This window comes from Paenibacillus sp. JSM ZJ436, assembly GCF_044383795.1.
Lineage (GTDB): Bacteria > Bacillota > Bacilli > Paenibacillales > Paenibacillaceae > Paenibacillus_AQ > Paenibacillus_AQ algicola.
The window spans coordinates 79,958-94,943 of the sequence record NZ_JBISEO010000010.1 but is presented as its reverse complement, the minus strand read 5'-3'; the positions used below and the strand labels follow the sequence as shown (position 1 = coordinate 94,943).

The following is a 14,986-nucleotide window of genomic DNA, read 5'->3' as shown; positions in this document are numbered from 1 at the left end:
AGTCTAAATTTAAATAAAGGACGGGATGAAGATGAACCCTACTCAAGAGAATCGTACGAACGCTGCATTGCAGAATCAGCTAAACACCCAGCTCGCGAACTGGAGTGTGCTTGGTGTTAAGCTGCATGCTTACCACTGGTTTGTGAAAGGGCCGCAGTTCTTTACACTGCATAAGAAGTTTGAGGAGCTGTACGGTGCGGCAGCTGGATACACGGATGAATTGGCAGAACGGCTGCTGGCGATTGGCGGAACTCCTGCAGCATCCATGAGTCAGTACCTGCAGCTGGCTTCTGTCAAGGAGTACAGCGGACCAATGACGGCAGAGGAGATGACAGCAGACCTGGCATCAGATTTTCGTACTATTGCAGCCCAGCTGAGCGCGGGGATCGTTGAAGCCGGGCAGGAGGGGGACGAGCCCTCTGGTGATCTGCTGACTGGGATGAAGGCGGAAGTAGAGAAGCAGGCCTGGATGCTGGAGTCTTTCTCCGGGCGTTAATCCAATGAGGCAACTTGAGTGAAATCTGAAGCAACTCATAAAGACATGGTGGAGTCAGGGAGGTTAGCCCCGCACCGCCATGTCTTTATGTTGGTCTATTGCCGCGCACGAAAGTATTTCGGACCAGAGAAAGCTTTCCAAGGTTTAGCGATTGTCTATTTTTTCGGGATACATGTCATGATTCATCAAGCGGTGGGCAGCCATCTGCTCGAAGGAGGTACCCGGCTTTCCGTAGTTGCAGTACGGATCGATCGAAATGCCGCCTCGTGGCGTGAATTTCCCCCATACCTCAATGTAGCGGGGATCCATCAGCTTGATCAGATCATTCATGATAATGTTGACACAATCCTCATGGAAATCGCCATGGTTGCGGAAGCTGAACAGGTACAGCTTCAATGCTTTGCTCTCGACCATTTTGATGTCCGGAATATAGCTGATATATAGGGTTGCGAAATCCGGCTGTCCTGTAATCGGGCACAGGCTTGTAAATTCGGGACAGTTGAATTTAACCATGTAGTCCCGGTAAGGGTGCTTGTTCTCGAAGGTTTCCAGGATACCGGGATCGTACTCAAAGGTATACCGAGTTCCCTGATTGCCCAGAAGCGTCAAGTCTTCCATTTCATTATGCTGTCTTCCAGCCATGTTCATTCTACCTCTTTCTATCCCATAGATGTGATTTATACGCCGCGTTTGTTGCTCCATACCAGCGTGTGCAGCTGGGGAAGCACGCGTACATCATTCAGCCGGTCAGAAGCCATTACGGCTTCAATCAGCTGTTCATAGCGGAGCAGTAAATCTGCGACATGCGCTGTCTGATTCGTCGTGCTGACGTCCGGATTTCCGGCCTGGATGTAAAAGGGGACATTGGGATAGCGCTCATGCACGGTTTTGGCATAAGACAAATCCCGGTCATCAAAGACGACAACCTTCAGGCTGAAGCTTCGGCCGGGCTCTCGCGCAGATAATCGGGATACAATGTCATCCAGAATATCCCAGTCGGTATCCATTCGAGAGCTGGGAGGCTTAGGAGACAGGGTGATCTCGTCGATGTCAGATAGCCATGGCTGCCAGCGCGAGCCTTGCGTCTCCAAAGCGACGGTAATGCCGCGGCTGTGCAGGAGATCCACCAGGGAACCGAGCTGCGGCAGCAGTGCGGGATTGCCGCCGGAGATGGTCACATGATCGAACCGTTCTCCGCCAAGACGGTAGAGCTCTTCCCAAATATCCTCGGGCGACAACAAGGTAATGCTGTCCTTGGCAGAGCCGTCCCACGTGAAGGCGGAGTCACACCAGGAGCAGCGATAATCGCAGCCTGCGGTGCGGACAAACATCGTTTTGCGGCCGATCACCATGCCTTCGCCCTGCACGGTAGGTCCGAACACCTCCAGAACGGGCACCGGACGGACGACAGCTTCCGAAGAAGTCTGGTTCTTATAGGCTTCCAGCATGCTACTCATCCTCCATCCACTCCCGTCTGACCTCGGCGTAGCTGGTAGGCGTCTCATACAGCCGCACGAATTCCGTGCGCATGGCCTGCTGCTGGAAGGCAGCCTGGGACGAGAGTGCAAGAGCCATCTGCTCATACAGCCAGACGACCATATTCTCTGCCGTAGTATTCATTGGCGGCAATGTTTCATTCAAATATTGATGGTCCAAGTATGGCTCTATCTTCGTCTTCCATATATCCTTGATCTGACCGAAATCAACGGTGATTCCGACTTGATCCGGTGTACCGGAGATGCCGAATACGACTTTGTACGTGTGGCCGTGCAAATTTTTGCACTTGCCTTCATAGGCGTGGAGATGATGGGCGGCATCAAAGGTGAATTCCTTGGATACCAGAACGCGCTTCTGGTGATAGCGAAGCTGTCCGGCACCAATGTCCTCGCCATATTTCTGCAGCTGCTCTACAATCCGAAAGGTTCCGGGCTGATGCTTCATGACGTCACCCCCTGATTTCCAGGGTCTCTGCGGCTCAAATACTGCTCCAGGCCGGCGCGGCGGAGCTTGCAGGCCGGACACTCTCCGCAGCCATCACCGATGATGCCGTTGTAGCAGGTCAGGGTGTTATTGCGGATATATTCCAGCACGTTCATCTCATCTGCGAGTCCCCAGGTGTCGGCCTTATCCAGCCACATGAGCGGAGTATGAATGACAAAGGGGTAATCCATGGCCAGATTGAGCGTTACATTCAGCGACTTAATGAAGCTGTCTCTGCAGTCGGGATAACCGCTAAAGTCCGTTTCGCATACGCCGGTGACCAGGTGCCGGGCACCGTTCTGTTTGGCCAGCACAGCGGCAAAGCTCAGAAACAGGTGGTTCCGGCCGTCCACAAACGTAGTCGGCAGTCCATTGTCGCCTTCCTCAATCGGGATCTCGCTCCGGGTCAGCGCATTGGGAGCCAGCTGGTTCAGTAGGCTCATATCAAGCACCGTGTGCTTCACATTCTGCTCTTGGGCGATGCTTTGTGCACATTCAATCTCATCACGGTGTCGCTGCCCGTAATCAAACGTGACCGCTTCTACCTCTGCAAATTGCTGCTTGGCCCAGAACAGGCAGGTCGTGCTATCCTGTCCGCCGCTGAACACGACGAACGCTTTCTCTTGCTTTAACATAAAAAAACCTCTCATTCTTCTAGGTTAGCTCCGGCTTGAGCACCAGGGCGGGACGGAAGAAAGAGAAGTTCTTGAACTGTAGCCATTAAAAAACAAGCCTTTCCATGCAGTGGAAAAAAAGGCTATATAGTTTTTTATAGAGGGAGTTCGCGAACCTCTCCCATGCCAGGGCATGGACTGTCTTCAATTAGGTGCAAGGTTATACCTTTATAATCGCAGCCTTGCTCGTGGTATTATAGCAGATCTCGCCTATTTGATAAATACCCCGCCGAATGGAATGACTTCCCTTAAAAATCTCCGGATGACGCTCTCGTCATTCATCTCTTCAGCCAGGCGGCTGTTCTGCCTCCCGGCCTGAAACAGGACATATCCTTCCCCGGTCAGCTTCCAGTGATAATTCATATGCTGGCTGGCGAGATGGTTGCCATAGACGGTCAGGTCTAGCTGTGCATTCTCGGGGTAGGCAATCATGCTGCCGGCATCGACATAAATCGGCTCTGTCGGATGCAGCTTGACCTGGCAGACAGGGCCCTGTGTCAGAATCCCGATGCTTCCTTCCCCGCTGAACTTCATCTTAATGGCATCCCGGGTGACGAACATATTCTTGATCTTCAGGAAGCGGGACTGCATGCTGACGCCTTGCGTGTAAAAAAATACATGGCGAAAATCATACAGCATATCCTCCTGATCCTGCAGAGGGATCTCCCTCATTCCGATGCCTGCCGGAAGTGCGGCTGTGAACTGACAGGGGCCGCTCATGTCGGCCCGCAGCAGCTTTTTCTTGCGGTAGATGCCCTTTACATTCATGAGGCGGTCATGGCGTCCGTGGGAGGGTCCGCGGTAAGCGATGATCTGCTCCGGGTGCAAAATATGAACCAGATCGCCCTCCTGTAGTGAAAAGGTAACGGCTTGTCCGGCTCCGCCTCCGGGGGTTTCCTCCAAACGGATCTTCACGCCTGTTCCTCCTTTATGCTCTGCGGTTCGTCCGGCGCATGCCGTATCTGAGCGCCCGGGTCAGAATGAAGTAGCCGGCCAGCAGGCCTGCCGCGGTGTAGGCTGTCGTGCGGATTCGAGCAGCAGACTGCTGCCGGGCTTCTTCGGCCCGCTGTCTGGAGTCCTCAGCCTGTTGAAGCTGCTGGACCATCAGGCTGAGCTGCCGGTTCTGCTCGGCGAGCGCTTCGTTCTGCTGGCGATACAGCTCCGCGTCGGCGCGCACCTGATCGAGCTCTTCAAGCGACTGCTGATAGCTGCTCTTCAGCTCGTCAATTTCGCCGGGCAGCTCGGTGAACTGCTGTATATTATGATAGGCATCTGTGAAAAAATTGGCGCTTGCACGCTCGACAGCTCCCGGGAGCCATGTGCCTGCGGCCAGCAGGAGTGGGAGCGCCAGGGTCAGCTTCTGTAACAGGGGCTTATCCATGGGATCACCGCCTTCATTCAAGTAGATAGCCACATTATACCTTTAAAATGCGCGACAAGTTTCTACAATATATTAACCGATTCTATAGCAGAGCACCATCACAGCAACCTGTTTCGGTGTTTGCTCCCAGGGGTATGTATATTAGGTGCAAGCCAGCAAGGCCCTTTGAAGAAAGCAGATAATCTATTCAAATATACAGAACCGTACCTATAAAGGAGAATGAGCAGGAATGAATGACAATAATGTAAAGAAAATCATGATTACCGTGAACGGAAAGCCGGTAGGCAGCGGCTTGTGGATCGACAAGACGACATATGCTCCGGTAGACAAAAGCAGCTACACCGCTGCACTGCAGCCGAAAGCTGCAATGTAACCAAGCCGTTTACAACAGAATAAGCACAATCACGGCCCGGGAGGTTCTCCCGGGCTTTTTAGTGCCTGTTTTTCACACCAAGCAAAAGCTAATCCGATCGAGTAGAGGGTGCGTATATATCTACAGCATTCTTTTTTATCGGGAGTCAACGACGGGAAGAATTCGGGAGAAATGGAACACTAGTGCAAAAAGTGGCATAGGAACAAATGTTCCGTGACAGAAAGCTGTCGATGCGTCTTGGTACAGTATTAAAAGAAGAGGAAAGAGGTGGAGAAAGTGCAGTCTGGCTTGTATACAGATTATAAATGGAGTAGAGAGCATATAGCAGCCGGCGGATTTTATCCGCTTTATTTACTGGCAGAATGGGGGCTTCAGGAGCAGCCAGGCATGAGCAGAAGCAGAGGCGCGGGCAAAGGGCTGACCAATCTTCAGCTACATATCAAGCTTGACCGCGGGGTTCAGCTCATCACAGCTTTGGGATCTCCGCTGCAATGGGTGGACCGTGATTATGCTGTGATGACGGCCGGCTCTCTTCGAAATGACTTGAAAAGGCAGGCCATCCTGCAGCTGCAGCTGGAGGGCAGGGCTTCCGGCCAGCATTCCGTGCTGCAGCTGTATTGGAGCTATCGTGATGATTATTGGGTGCAGGTGATGACGCCTGCGGTGCGCCTGCACCTGCAGTTCAGCAACCATACGTCCGTCTTGGTTCCCGCAATGGATACAAAGGTCGATAAATATCTTCGAATGCTGCAGAACCCGCTTCTTCTAGAGCGCGCGTTCAAGCTGTTCGAGCGGGGGAAAGCCCGTCAAGGCGAGGATCTGATCTGCAGGCGGGCTGATGAAATGCTGCTCTGTGCGCTTCGCTGGAACGATGCAGAGCTGCTTAAAGAAGCGGAATGGATGTATGCGCTTGCCCGGCAATGGAGCGAAACGTATGCGGTTACACTTCAGGCCTAGGGACTATAGAACGGGAAAAGTTTGCAATTAAGGGACTTTTGTATTAAAAATAGATTATATTATACAGGTAAAAAGTTCTATATAAATAGTCGGTGAAGAAGGGAAATAGTTACTAAAGGTAGAATTGACTAGAGCAAAAGACTTACTCACTAAGTCTAATTAACTAGAAAGATAGGGAGAATGGATATGACAGACCGACTGATCCGACTCATGAAAATCATTACGCTTGTCCAGGCAAGGCCGGGCATACTGGCCCGGGAGCTTGCTGAACGCTGTGGAACCAGCGAAAGAACGATCTATAGGGACATGGATGCTCTGAGTAGTATGCATATACCGATTATGCATATGGGACGGGGAAAGGGATATACCTTTATCGGGCATTTTGCGATGTATCCACTAGGCTTGACAGAGGAAGAGGCTCAGGCGCTCTTCAAGAGCCTGCCTCTGCTCGATGAGCTGAAGCCTCGGCTGCCGGAGGCTTTTGAAACCGCTTATGAGAAGGTGCTGGCTGCGGTTTATAAGCAAAGCACAGAGAAGATGGAGATCTACGGAGAACGGGATGAAGAACCGGATGCCGATCAATAGAGCTGCTGGCGCTGTGCTCTTGTCATTCCGACAGGACTGCCTGCCGGGCGGGAACAACGATAAAAGCATGGCCGCATCAGGAAAGAAAGCCTGGTGCGGCCATGCTTTTATTTATTCATCCTCTGGCCACGCCTGCTTCTGAAGCAAATAAGCGGCAAAGGCCATCGGCTTGCGGTAGGTGTCCTTCCACACCTGATCCATCCCGGCTTTTCGAAATCCGTAACGCTGATCCCTGCCGTTGCATTCTATAAAGAATAGGCGTCCGTCGGACGCGAGGCCTGCGTCAATGCCGAAATCGGCAGCGTATGGCATATGGCGCGACAGCGCTGCGGCAATCCGGAGACCGAAGTGCTCCAGCCGCTCCACCAGCTGGCAAGCGGGAATGGCAGGGAACGAATCTCTAAGCACTCCTTCTATAGGAAGCGGAATGCCCCCTTGGGCAATGTTTGAGACAAAGGTTCCTTGCGGTGTAGTTCTGGCGAACATGCCGGTGACCTCCCAGGTCCCCTGCGCCCCCCGCTGAACCGTAATCCGGATGTCATAGGGATTGCCGCCGTACTTTACCAGCGGAATGCGTTCCTGGACGAGAAAGGGCTGCCGGGAAATTCGGCGGCGCAGCAGGGCTGGAAGGCGTCCATGCCGGGTAGGTGCGCTACGCCAGGCGGCTGCAGACGGCGAGGACGTGGAATAGGTAAACCGGTCATGCTGCCGGCCGCGCTGCAGCCGCATAATGCCAAGTCCGACGCTGCCGCTGCAGGGCTTTACAATCACATCGCGGTGCTTTTTCAACATTAGCGCAATGGAGCCAAGGCGGGCAGGGGCTGTATGGGGCAGTAAGGCCAGGGTTTCCGGCTGTTCTGCCAGCATGCGATGCACAAGATCCTTTCCATAGCGATTATGGGCGTTAAAGACATAGATGCCTGAAGTGATCAAGTGCTCAATGATTTTTTTATGGGTGGGCCGCTGGAGTATAGAACGGTTGTGAATCACTTTGGGCAGCGGAACGATTGTCTGTACATAGCCTGAGCGAGCAGGCGTCCAGGCAAGCACGGTGCACGTGTCCAGCGCAATGTCCGTAATCCGGAAAAAGCACGGGATAAGACCCAGGTCTGCGGCTGCTTCTTCGTAGCAGGAAATAGATTCCGTACCTGTAGACCCTTCCGGAATTCCGAGATACGCTGAGCTGTTGAGCAGTATACCGACATATTGCGGCTTCATGGACCAGCCTCCCTCCTGATCAATTCGGTGTAATCTCCTTGTATTGTATGGGAGATAAGCCCCTTCGGGATGGACGGGTGCCGGATTTCACGGGCCTATCTTTTCACTTTGACATGCAGCAGAGCGGCACCATATGCAATAGGAAAGGAGGCTGCGGGATGAGAAAAGTCGCAGTCATTACACCGGGTTCCTTCGTCATTCCTTCAGCAAGAAGCAGCTCGGTGGAACGGGTCATTGAACAGGTGGTTCCGCTTGCCCGTCAGGAGCTGGACATCCGTATCTATGGAACCGGAGGAAGAGGGCTTCCCTTAAAAGGATACGTGCATGGAGTTCCTTGCATCCGGCTGCCGGCTACTTCCTATCATAAATCCTTGGTTCGAGGCCTGACGTCCTGGAGGCCAGAGGTAGTGGAGGTGAACAATCGCCCCTTTATACTACAGAAGCTGAAGGCCAGGCTTCCGGGTGTCAAGATGGTCCTGAACCTGCATTCCAACACCTTCATTCGTCCCCCCAGCCTGAAGCCGGGGCAGTTCGAGGCTGCACTGGGTCAAGCGGACCGCATTATCGTGAACAGCCGATATCTCAAACAGTTTATTGAAGCCGGTTTTAGGCGAATGCCGCCGGAAATTGTAGTCAATCACCTTGGCGTCAGGCCAGAGGCCTTCACGCCGCGGTTTACGCCGGCGGTTGAAGCGCTGCGAGGTCTGAAGCTGGCGCAGCGGGGCTGGGAGGGGAAGAAGATTCTTCTCTTTGTCGGGCGACTGATTCCGGAGAAGGGCGTTCATCATATTATCGAGGCCCTGCCGGGCATTATTGCGGTGCATCCGGATGTACATGTCCTGATTATCGGCAGTGCAGGCTATAGCTCCGACCGCGAAACCGCTTATGTACGGAGGCTGAAGCAGATCGCGCGGCCTGTGGCTCCCTGGATCACATTTCAGCCCTTTGTTCCGTTTCCGGCTCTGGCTCATTGGTACACCCTGGGTGACGTAATGGTGGTCCCCTCCTCTACCCGGGAAGCCTTTGGTCTGGTTAATGTGGAGGCTATGGCAACAGCTCTCCCGATTGTAGCGGCGGCGGCCGGAGGAATACCTGAGGTTGTAGAGGACGGCGTCAGCGGGCTGCTGATTCCGCCCGAGAACCTGCCCTGGGGGCTGGTAGCTCCAATCAACCGGCTTCTGGGCGATGAGTCACTGCGGGCAAGTATGGGAGCAGCGGGGCTTGCGCGTTGCCATCGCCAATTCCGCTGGGATCTGACGGCCGCACGCTGGGCGCAGCTGATGCAGCGGGTATAGAAGCCGTGTCCGCGCTGCATTGCTGACATACCATAAGATAGATGAAATGTCGCATCATAAAAAGAGGGATGTAGATGGTAAAGCGATGGAGAAGCCGCAAAGCGCCTCTGCAGCTTTGGCATAAGAAGGACGACACGGTTGCTGTTCAGAGGCCGTATGTATCGGTCATCATTCCAGCGATGAATGAGTCTGCGACCATTGCGAGAGTCATCAGGGAAGCTGCACAGGTGCACCGTGACACAGAAATCATTGTGGTTGCCAACGGCTGCAGTGATCATACGGCGAGAATCGCCCGGGCGTCAGGGGCAAGGGTGCTGACGTTTCGAACCCCGCTGGGGCATGATGTAGGGCGAAGCGTCGGTGCCGGGGCTGCGCGGGGGGAGGTCCTGTTATTTATCGATGGAGATATGGTTATTCCGTCCCAGGATCTGCGCCGTTTCGTAGAGGCTGTCACTACCGGGGTGGATGTCGCCCTGAATGACTATGAGGGTCCGGTAGAGCGGCAGCCCGTGCACCGTGTCATTCTGGCAAAGCACGTGTTGAACATTGCACTGGGGCGGCCAGAGCTTGCTGGAGCTTCTATGACGGCGGTTCCGCATGCACTTAGCCGAAAAGCACTTGAAATCATTACCGCGCCAGCCCTTTCGGTGCCTCCCCGTGCCCAGGCTGCTGCCATGATGTCCGGGCTTCAGGTGCAGCGGGTGCACCGGGTTGAGGTTGGAAGAATGAATCCTCGGCGGGTTCAGGGCCGTGATCCGCTGGAAGCGCTCGTGCTGAGTGATCATCTGGAAGCCTTACAGAGACTTCTTCGGAGCAAGGGCTGCCGGGGAGGCTTTCCAGCCTCCTTAGATGCCGCGGCTATAGAGGATAAAGCTCGTACTGAGGTGGTCACATGAACATGAAATCCAGAAGCCACAAACGTAAATCGAGGTTGAAAAGAGCTGCTGAGATGCTGCATCCTTCGAAAGGAAGAGAGGCAAGGAGGAGAAGAAGCTGTGCTCGCAGGCGGCCGCCTGGCAATGCGCTCAAGCTTCCTATAGAGCAGCGAAAGCTGCAGGAGGACCGCAGGGTCTCTGCCGTGGTGGGTGTAGGAAACGGAATGACTTATGCACCGGAAGTGGTGGAGAGCCTCCTCTCCATGTCACTGCATGAGGTCATTATTGTGCTGGACGAAAGTCAATCCCAAGCCTTCGAACACGCCCGTTCCTGTAAAGGGGCTATTGTGATTAATCAGCCGGACATCTTGTCTGCGGGGGCAGCACATGTCTTGGGTGCGGAGGTCAGCACAGGAGAGATTGTCATGTTCATGCCTGGAGATCGGATCGTGACGGAAGAGGAGCTGGCCCTTTATATAGAGGCCTGCAGCCAAGGTGCGGATGTCGTGCTTCAGGATCTTTCCGGGCGGCTTCCGGCTTTCAAGTATCAAAGCCGGGAAATGCGTGTCCGAAGCTTTCTGAATCGGATCATGGGTCGGGAGGATCTGAATGCCAGCTCGCTTACTGAGCTGCCGCACGCGCTCAGCCGGCGGGCCATTCAGTGTATGGGAAGCTTCCGTCTCGCGACCCCGGCCAAGGCGCATGGATTGGCTTTGGCCGGGGGACTGAAGATCAGGGCTGTCAGCGCTGCCCCGCTGGCACCGGAGTCCACAAAAGGATCAGAGAAGGGCATGGACATGTCTGAGTCCTCCCTTGCAGAGGAGATCCTCATCGGTGACTATCTGGAGGCGCTGGGCAGCATGATGGAAAGACTTGGTCCGTCGCTAACCCTGGCGCCGCCTTCCCGCAAAGTGCTCGCCGCCAGGAGGAACCGCCGATGAGCAGTATGACCCGCTTGACGAGCATCATTATTCCTACCTTCAATGGCCTGGAGCTGCTGCGCTCTTGTGTAGAGCATATTCGGACATATACCGACACAGCCTACGAGATCATTGTGGTTGACAATGGCTCCCGGGACGGCACCTGTGAATATTGCTTACAGGAGGGGCTCTTCCTGATCTCACTGCCGCAGAATCTGGGCTTCCCCGCCGCTTGCAATTATGGTCTGCGCGCTGCCCGGGGCGACTCGCTGCTGCTGCTCAATAACGACGTTCTTGTCTCCCCGCGCTGGCTGTCTCTGCTGACACAGGCCTTATACAGCCGGCCCGAATATGGCATCGCCGGTCCGGTCACCAATTATGCGAGCGGCATCCAGCAGGTGAAGGTGAGCTATAAGGACCGCGAGGGCTTTCTTGTGGAGGCAGAGAGCCACAACCGGAGTAATCCCGCGCGGTGGCGCGAAGTGCAGCGGATTGTCGGATTATGCTTTTTGTTCAAACGGGAGGTTGCACAGAGCATTGGCCTGCTCGATGAAGGCTTCTCACCAGGCCATTATGAAGATGACGATTACTGCTACAGAGCGCGAAAGAAGGGCTACCGCCTGATTCTGGCCGGAGATGTTCTCGTGCATCATGAGGGGAGCGCCAGCTTTCGGCGGCGTTACCCCCGGGGAATGCGGGCTTTAATTGCCCGGAACCGGAAGCGGTTTATACAAAAATGGGGCTGTGATCCCCGCACATTCATAACCTGATGGAGGCGATGGTGAAGATGAAGGGAGTGCTGCTGGCTGGCGGAAACGGCACCCGGCTTGCGCCTTTGACGAAGCTGATGAACAAGCACCTCTTGCCGGTAGGCCGGTATCCGATGATTGCCTATGGCATCGACCGACTCCGCCTTGCAGGCATTACAGAGGTACTGCTCATTACAGGCGCTAGATCACTGGGATTATACGCTGAATATTTTGAGAATGGACTCAAGCATGGAGTGCGCCTGACCTACCGAGTTCAGGAGCAGGCCGGCGGCATTGCCGAGGCGCTGGAGCTGGCAAAGGGCTTTATTTTGCCGGGGGAAAAGTTTGTGATGCTGCTGGGAGATAACCTGTTTCTGGATGATCTGCAGACCTATCTTCGAAACTTCAACAAGCAGCCGGCAGGCAGCGCACGGGTGCTGCTCAGTCCGGTAAAAGACCCGCATCGTTACGGGGTTCCTGTCTTCAACGGAGAGCAGAGCTCGAAGATTGACCGGATTGAAGAGAAGCCGCAGCAGCCGCAAAGTCAATATGCCGTGACAGGCATCTACATGTACGATGATGCGGTGTTCCAATGGATTGAACGCATCCATCCCTCGGCGCGCGGAGAGCTGGAAATTACCGATGTGAACAATCTGTATGCGGGTGAAGGCAGGCTTGAGTATGATGTGCTGACACAGTGGTGGTGTGATGCCGGCACGTTTGAATCCCTGGCGGAGGCTTCGTTGATGATGAAAAATGTGACGCTGTAAGACTGAGTTCGGAACCGGTTCTGCCCGTCGTGCATATGTTAAATGAGAAACCCGTACCGTACCGGTGCTATTGTCCATAGATGGGAGGTGCCTGCATGGAGCAGAAGATTGACGAGCTTATGAACCATCTGTCCCATTCGCAGCAGCAAATGGCGCGGATCCTGGAGGCCCAGCGCCATGCCGCCGTGCGGATGGCTCAAGTGGTACATGGTATGCCGGATGACTGGAGTGCTCGGTCTGGAGTTGCCGGAAATGAAGGGAAGCCCGGGGGCCGGGAAAGCGATGATGCCGCAGAAGGCTTTATTCAACAGATCCAGCAGGTCAATGGCAGCATTGCAGCCTATTTGAACGTGATGGCTGATTTTCAGCAGGCGGCTGCGGATCATTTGGAGATGGTCATGAAGGAGCTGCGGGGCGGGGACAGCGAGGAATAATCCAGGCAGGCCTACCAAGGCACAAGGCAGTCATGCGGAGGCGTATATGAGCAGAAATGATTCTTTGATGCGGATGCTGGATGCCGCAGTGTCCATCCAGCGGGAGACAGCGCTCATTCTGGCGGGCAAAGCGGTGGAAGCGGAGAAGGTGAAGCAGTGGGTCATTACTTATGGCGGAAATGTGGTTACCCTGCAGGAGCCGCTGGCGATCCATGAGCAGATTGTAGAGCAGATCGAGGGCCTGACGCGGATCAGCTCCGGTCTGTGCCGGAACCTAAGAGCGGTGCTGCAGGCAGGAGACGAGGATTCGGAGGCCTCTGGCTTTGAAGGCTTTGATTTCGGGGATGCAGAGAAATGAGCCGTTCAACGCGTCGGGAGCAGGAGGCCAAGGCAGAACTCGTCGCTTCAATCGCCCGCAGTCAGCATGCGCTGGCCCACATGCTGGAGCAGATTGCCGAGTCGACTTCCTTCTCCGATGTGACGGTGAAGAAGCTTGCGGAGAATATTCGCCTGCTGACCCAATATCAGGAAGTCATGTCTCAGATGCTGACAGGGATCTCCTTTAACCGGGTGAAGGAGGGCGCACCTGCTCCTGTCTGGCTGGCCAGCATTGCCGGGCGGGAAACCAGACCACATGGTAGGAGGTAACGGCATGAAGACATCCCGATCTGCGCGTCCGGGCCGGGCGAGAAAGCCGGGACGGCGAACCCCGTCCCGCCGCAGTGTACCAGGGACCTTGCGCAGTAAGAAGGTCAGACGGACCTTGGCTGTTAAAAAGTCGATCGTCCGTGCCAAGCTGCGCCGTAAGGCCCGCAGGAGGCCGGGAAGCAAGTCGGTCAAGCAGAGACTCAGCCGACTGACGTTCAACCCGACTTATGCAACCGGCTATGCCCAGGCCTATGATGAAGGCTTTAACTCCGGATTTGCCAAGGGCTATGAAGACGGGCTGAAGGTATAAAAATTGCTTTTTTTGAACGTAAAGAGCTGTGTGGAAAGTCTTCCCCGGCTCTTTTTTTGCTGCTTGCGGGCTCCGCAGAAGCGGGCATCCGCCAATTTCCGGCGGCTGTGGACATCCGTCCATGATGCATCCGTCCTGCCGGCATATAGTTTATGGAACCGTTTTGGTATAGGAATTCAATGAAGCAGGGTGAAGCGGATGAAGCAGAGACTCAAGCAAGCAGACCGGAGGAAGCAGCATTATAGGGAGGGCTTTCTGGAAGGATACCGGCTGGGCTTGTGCCGGGCGGTTACAGACCGGATTCCCGACCCGGCACCGCCTCAGCTGGATCTAAAGCTCATGTACATTCCCCAAGGCTTTGAGTCGATTGATGCCGGCATCGAAGCCGCTCTCAGCACGATGGTGAGAGAATGGATTCAGGTGAGTCCGGAGGGCATGCTGGAGGCTGCCCGCAAGGAAAGACCAGACGTCATTCTGGTCATGAACGGGCTGCATGTGTTTCCGAAGGACTGGACGATGCAGCTGGAGGAGGTCTCCTCTCTTGGCATCACAACCGCCGTGTGGTTTGTGGATGATCCTTATTTTACGGAGGAGACGTCTGTGCTGTGCCGGCACTATGATCTGGTGTTCACCCACGAGCTGAGCTGTGCCGAGCTGTATCGTTCATTAGGTGTGGAGCGGGTGCACTATATGCCGCTGGCGGTGCATCCCGGCATCTTTGCCCCGATCCCGGCAGGGGCGGATTATCAGTCTGATATTTGCTTTATCGGCAATGCCTTTCGTAACCGGGCTGCGCTGTTTGATGAGCTGGCCCCGTATTTATCCGGCAAAAAAGTCCGCATTATCGGCGGGTTCTGGGAGCGATTGACGCGTTACAAACAGCTGTCGCCCTGTATAAAAAGCGGATTCATTCCACCAGCGGAAACGGCAAAGTATTATAATGGCGCGAAAATTGTCATCAATCTTCACCGGCCTGCAGGGATCGGAGACGATAACCGGAACAGCCTGGGTCTGCCGGGCAGGTCCATTAATCCTCGGACCTTTGAGATCAGCGCTTGTGGAACACTGCAGCTCACCGATATCCGCGAGGATTTGTATCACTATTACGAGCCGGGCGTGGACATCGAGACGTTCCGCGATGCTAGAGAGCTGCAGCACAAGCTGGAGCATTATTTATCCCGGGAGCAGGAGCGGCTGGATATTGCAGTACGCGGGCTCCGGACGACCTGGTCCCGGCACACGTATAAGCACAGGCTGCCTCAGCTTCTGGAGATTCTGGCGCAGGCTGTGCAGCCATGAGTTGAAACCTTCAGGAAAGAGG

General features: G+C 54.7%; 21 protein-coding genes and 1 riboswitch. Of the genes, 14 read left to right on the top strand and 7 right to left on the bottom strand.

Features of this window, described 5'->3' with window-relative positions; translation table 11 throughout:
• The first annotated feature begins 31 nt into the window (after positions 1-31).
• Positions 32-496, top strand: coding sequence for a Dps family protein (locus ACH6EH_RS13865; protein ID WP_138224952.1), 465 nt, complete (start codon positions 32-34; stop codon positions 494-496).
• Between the two features lie 144 nt (positions 497-640).
• On the opposite strand, the gene queF is transcribed toward ACH6EH_RS13865, so the two are convergent.
• From queF to ACH6EH_RS13835, 6 genes are all read right to left on the bottom strand, one after another.
• A complete protein-coding gene (gene queF / locus ACH6EH_RS13860; RefSeq protein ID WP_397332744.1) occupies positions 641-1,138 on the bottom strand; it encodes a preQ(1) synthase in 498 nt (165 codons plus the stop codon).
• 35 nt (positions 1,139-1,173) lie between these two features.
• Positions 1,174-1,953: a 7-carboxy-7-deazaguanine synthase QueE gene (gene queE, locus ACH6EH_RS13855; protein ID WP_397332743.1), complete on the bottom strand. Its 780-nt coding sequence runs from the start codon at positions 1,951-1,953 to the stop codon at positions 1,174-1,176.
• Entirely contained in the window at positions 1,946-2,437 is a 492-nt protein-coding gene (gene queD, locus ACH6EH_RS13850) for a 6-carboxytetrahydropterin synthase QueD (RefSeq protein WP_138224958.1), read from the bottom strand. Before queD ends, queE begins: the two co-directional genes overlap by 8 nt.
• Positions 2,434-3,111 carry a 7-cyano-7-deazaguanine synthase QueC gene (gene queC / locus ACH6EH_RS13845; RefSeq protein ID WP_397332741.1) on the bottom strand — a complete coding sequence of 226 codons (678 nt, stop codon included), beginning with the start codon at positions 3,109-3,111 and terminating at the stop codon, positions 2,434-2,436. Before queC ends, queD begins: the two co-directional genes overlap by 4 nt.
• A gap of 120 nt (positions 3,112-3,231) precedes the next feature.
• Positions 3,232-3,275, bottom strand: a riboswitch (PreQ1 riboswitch).
• Between the two features lie 85 nt (positions 3,276-3,360).
• A complete protein-coding gene (locus ACH6EH_RS13840; RefSeq protein WP_138224962.1) occupies positions 3,361-4,065 on the bottom strand; it encodes an AIM24 family protein in 705 nt (234 codons plus the stop codon).
• Positions 4,066-4,078: 13 nt separating this feature from the next.
• Positions 4,079-4,531: a DUF1631 domain-containing protein gene (locus tag ACH6EH_RS13835; protein WP_138224964.1), complete on the bottom strand. Its 453-nt coding sequence runs from the start codon at positions 4,529-4,531 to the stop codon at positions 4,079-4,081.
• A 229-nt stretch (positions 4,532-4,760) separates the two neighbouring features.
• Here ACH6EH_RS13835 and ACH6EH_RS13830 point away from each other — a divergent pair, with 229 nt between their 5' ends.
• The 3 genes from ACH6EH_RS13830 to ACH6EH_RS13820 all read left to right on the top strand — a co-directional run bounded on the left by ACH6EH_RS13830 (position 4,761) and on the right by ACH6EH_RS13820 (position 6,446).
• Positions 4,761-4,904, top strand: coding sequence for a hypothetical protein (locus tag ACH6EH_RS13830; RefSeq protein ID WP_175415218.1), 144 nt, complete (start codon positions 4,761-4,763; stop codon positions 4,902-4,904).
• 288 nt (positions 4,905-5,192) lie between these two features.
• The gene (locus ACH6EH_RS13825; protein WP_397332740.1) at positions 5,193-5,861 is read left to right on the top strand and encodes a hypothetical protein; all 669 of its coding nucleotides are present in this window, start codon (positions 5,193-5,195) and stop codon (positions 5,859-5,861) included.
• A gap of 186 nt (positions 5,862-6,047) precedes the next feature.
• The gene (locus ACH6EH_RS13820) at positions 6,048-6,446 is read left to right on the top strand and encodes a helix-turn-helix transcriptional regulator (RefSeq protein WP_397332739.1); all 399 of its coding nucleotides are present in this window, start codon (positions 6,048-6,050) and stop codon (positions 6,444-6,446) included.
• A 111-nt stretch (positions 6,447-6,557) separates the two neighbouring features.
• On the opposite strand, the gene ACH6EH_RS13815 is transcribed toward ACH6EH_RS13820, so the two are convergent.
• Positions 6,558-7,664, bottom strand: coding sequence for a YheC/YheD family endospore coat-associated protein (locus ACH6EH_RS13815; RefSeq protein ID WP_397332738.1), 1,107 nt, complete (start codon positions 7,662-7,664; stop codon positions 6,558-6,560).
• 158 nt (positions 7,665-7,822) lie between these two features.
• On the opposite strand from ACH6EH_RS13815, the gene ACH6EH_RS13810 reads away from it, so the two are divergent.
• The 10 genes from ACH6EH_RS13810 to ACH6EH_RS13765 all read left to right on the top strand — a co-directional run bounded on the left by ACH6EH_RS13810 (position 7,823) and on the right by ACH6EH_RS13765 (position 14,964).
• Positions 7,823-8,959, top strand: coding sequence for a glycosyltransferase family 4 protein (locus tag ACH6EH_RS13810; protein WP_397332737.1), 1,137 nt, complete (start codon positions 7,823-7,825; stop codon positions 8,957-8,959).
• Between the two features lie 74 nt (positions 8,960-9,033).
• A complete protein-coding gene (locus tag ACH6EH_RS13805) occupies positions 9,034-9,855 on the top strand; it encodes a glycosyltransferase family 2 protein (RefSeq protein ID WP_397332736.1) in 822 nt (273 codons plus the stop codon).
• Between the two features lie 2 nt (positions 9,856-9,857).
• Positions 9,858-10,775 carry a glycosyltransferase gene (locus ACH6EH_RS13800; RefSeq protein ID WP_397332735.1) on the top strand — a complete coding sequence of 306 codons (918 nt, stop codon included), beginning with the start codon at positions 9,858-9,860 and terminating at the stop codon, positions 10,773-10,775.
• Between the two features lie 5 nt (positions 10,776-10,780).
• Positions 10,781-11,524 carry a glycosyltransferase family 2 protein gene (locus ACH6EH_RS13795; RefSeq protein ID WP_397332793.1) on the top strand — a complete coding sequence of 248 codons (744 nt, stop codon included), beginning with the start codon at positions 10,781-10,783 and terminating at the stop codon, positions 11,522-11,524.
• Between the two features lie 17 nt (positions 11,525-11,541).
• The gene (locus tag ACH6EH_RS13790; protein WP_397332733.1) at positions 11,542-12,273 is read left to right on the top strand and encodes a sugar phosphate nucleotidyltransferase; all 732 of its coding nucleotides are present in this window, start codon (positions 11,542-11,544) and stop codon (positions 12,271-12,273) included.
• Between the two features lie 95 nt (positions 12,274-12,368).
• On the top strand, positions 12,369-12,707 hold the full coding sequence (locus tag ACH6EH_RS13785) for a nucleoside-diphosphate sugar epimerase (protein ID WP_397332732.1): 339 nt from the start codon (positions 12,369-12,371) through the stop codon (positions 12,705-12,707).
• 46 nt (positions 12,708-12,753) lie between these two features.
• A complete protein-coding gene (locus tag ACH6EH_RS13780; protein WP_397332731.1) occupies positions 12,754-13,065 on the top strand; it encodes an alpha-helical endospore appendage domain-containing protein in 312 nt (103 codons plus the stop codon).
• Positions 13,062-13,355 carry a hypothetical protein gene (locus ACH6EH_RS13775; protein WP_397332730.1) on the top strand — a complete coding sequence of 98 codons (294 nt, stop codon included), beginning with the start codon at positions 13,062-13,064 and terminating at the stop codon, positions 13,353-13,355. Before ACH6EH_RS13780 ends, ACH6EH_RS13775 begins: the two co-directional genes overlap by 4 nt.
• 4 nt (positions 13,356-13,359) lie before the next feature.
• Positions 13,360-13,665 carry a hypothetical protein gene (locus tag ACH6EH_RS13770; protein WP_138224984.1) on the top strand — a complete coding sequence of 102 codons (306 nt, stop codon included), beginning with the start codon at positions 13,360-13,362 and terminating at the stop codon, positions 13,663-13,665.
• Between the two features lie 198 nt (positions 13,666-13,863).
• Positions 13,864-14,964, top strand: coding sequence for a CgeB family protein (locus ACH6EH_RS13765; RefSeq protein WP_397332729.1), 1,101 nt, complete (start codon positions 13,864-13,866; stop codon positions 14,962-14,964).
• Positions 14,965-14,986 lie beyond the last annotated feature (22 nt).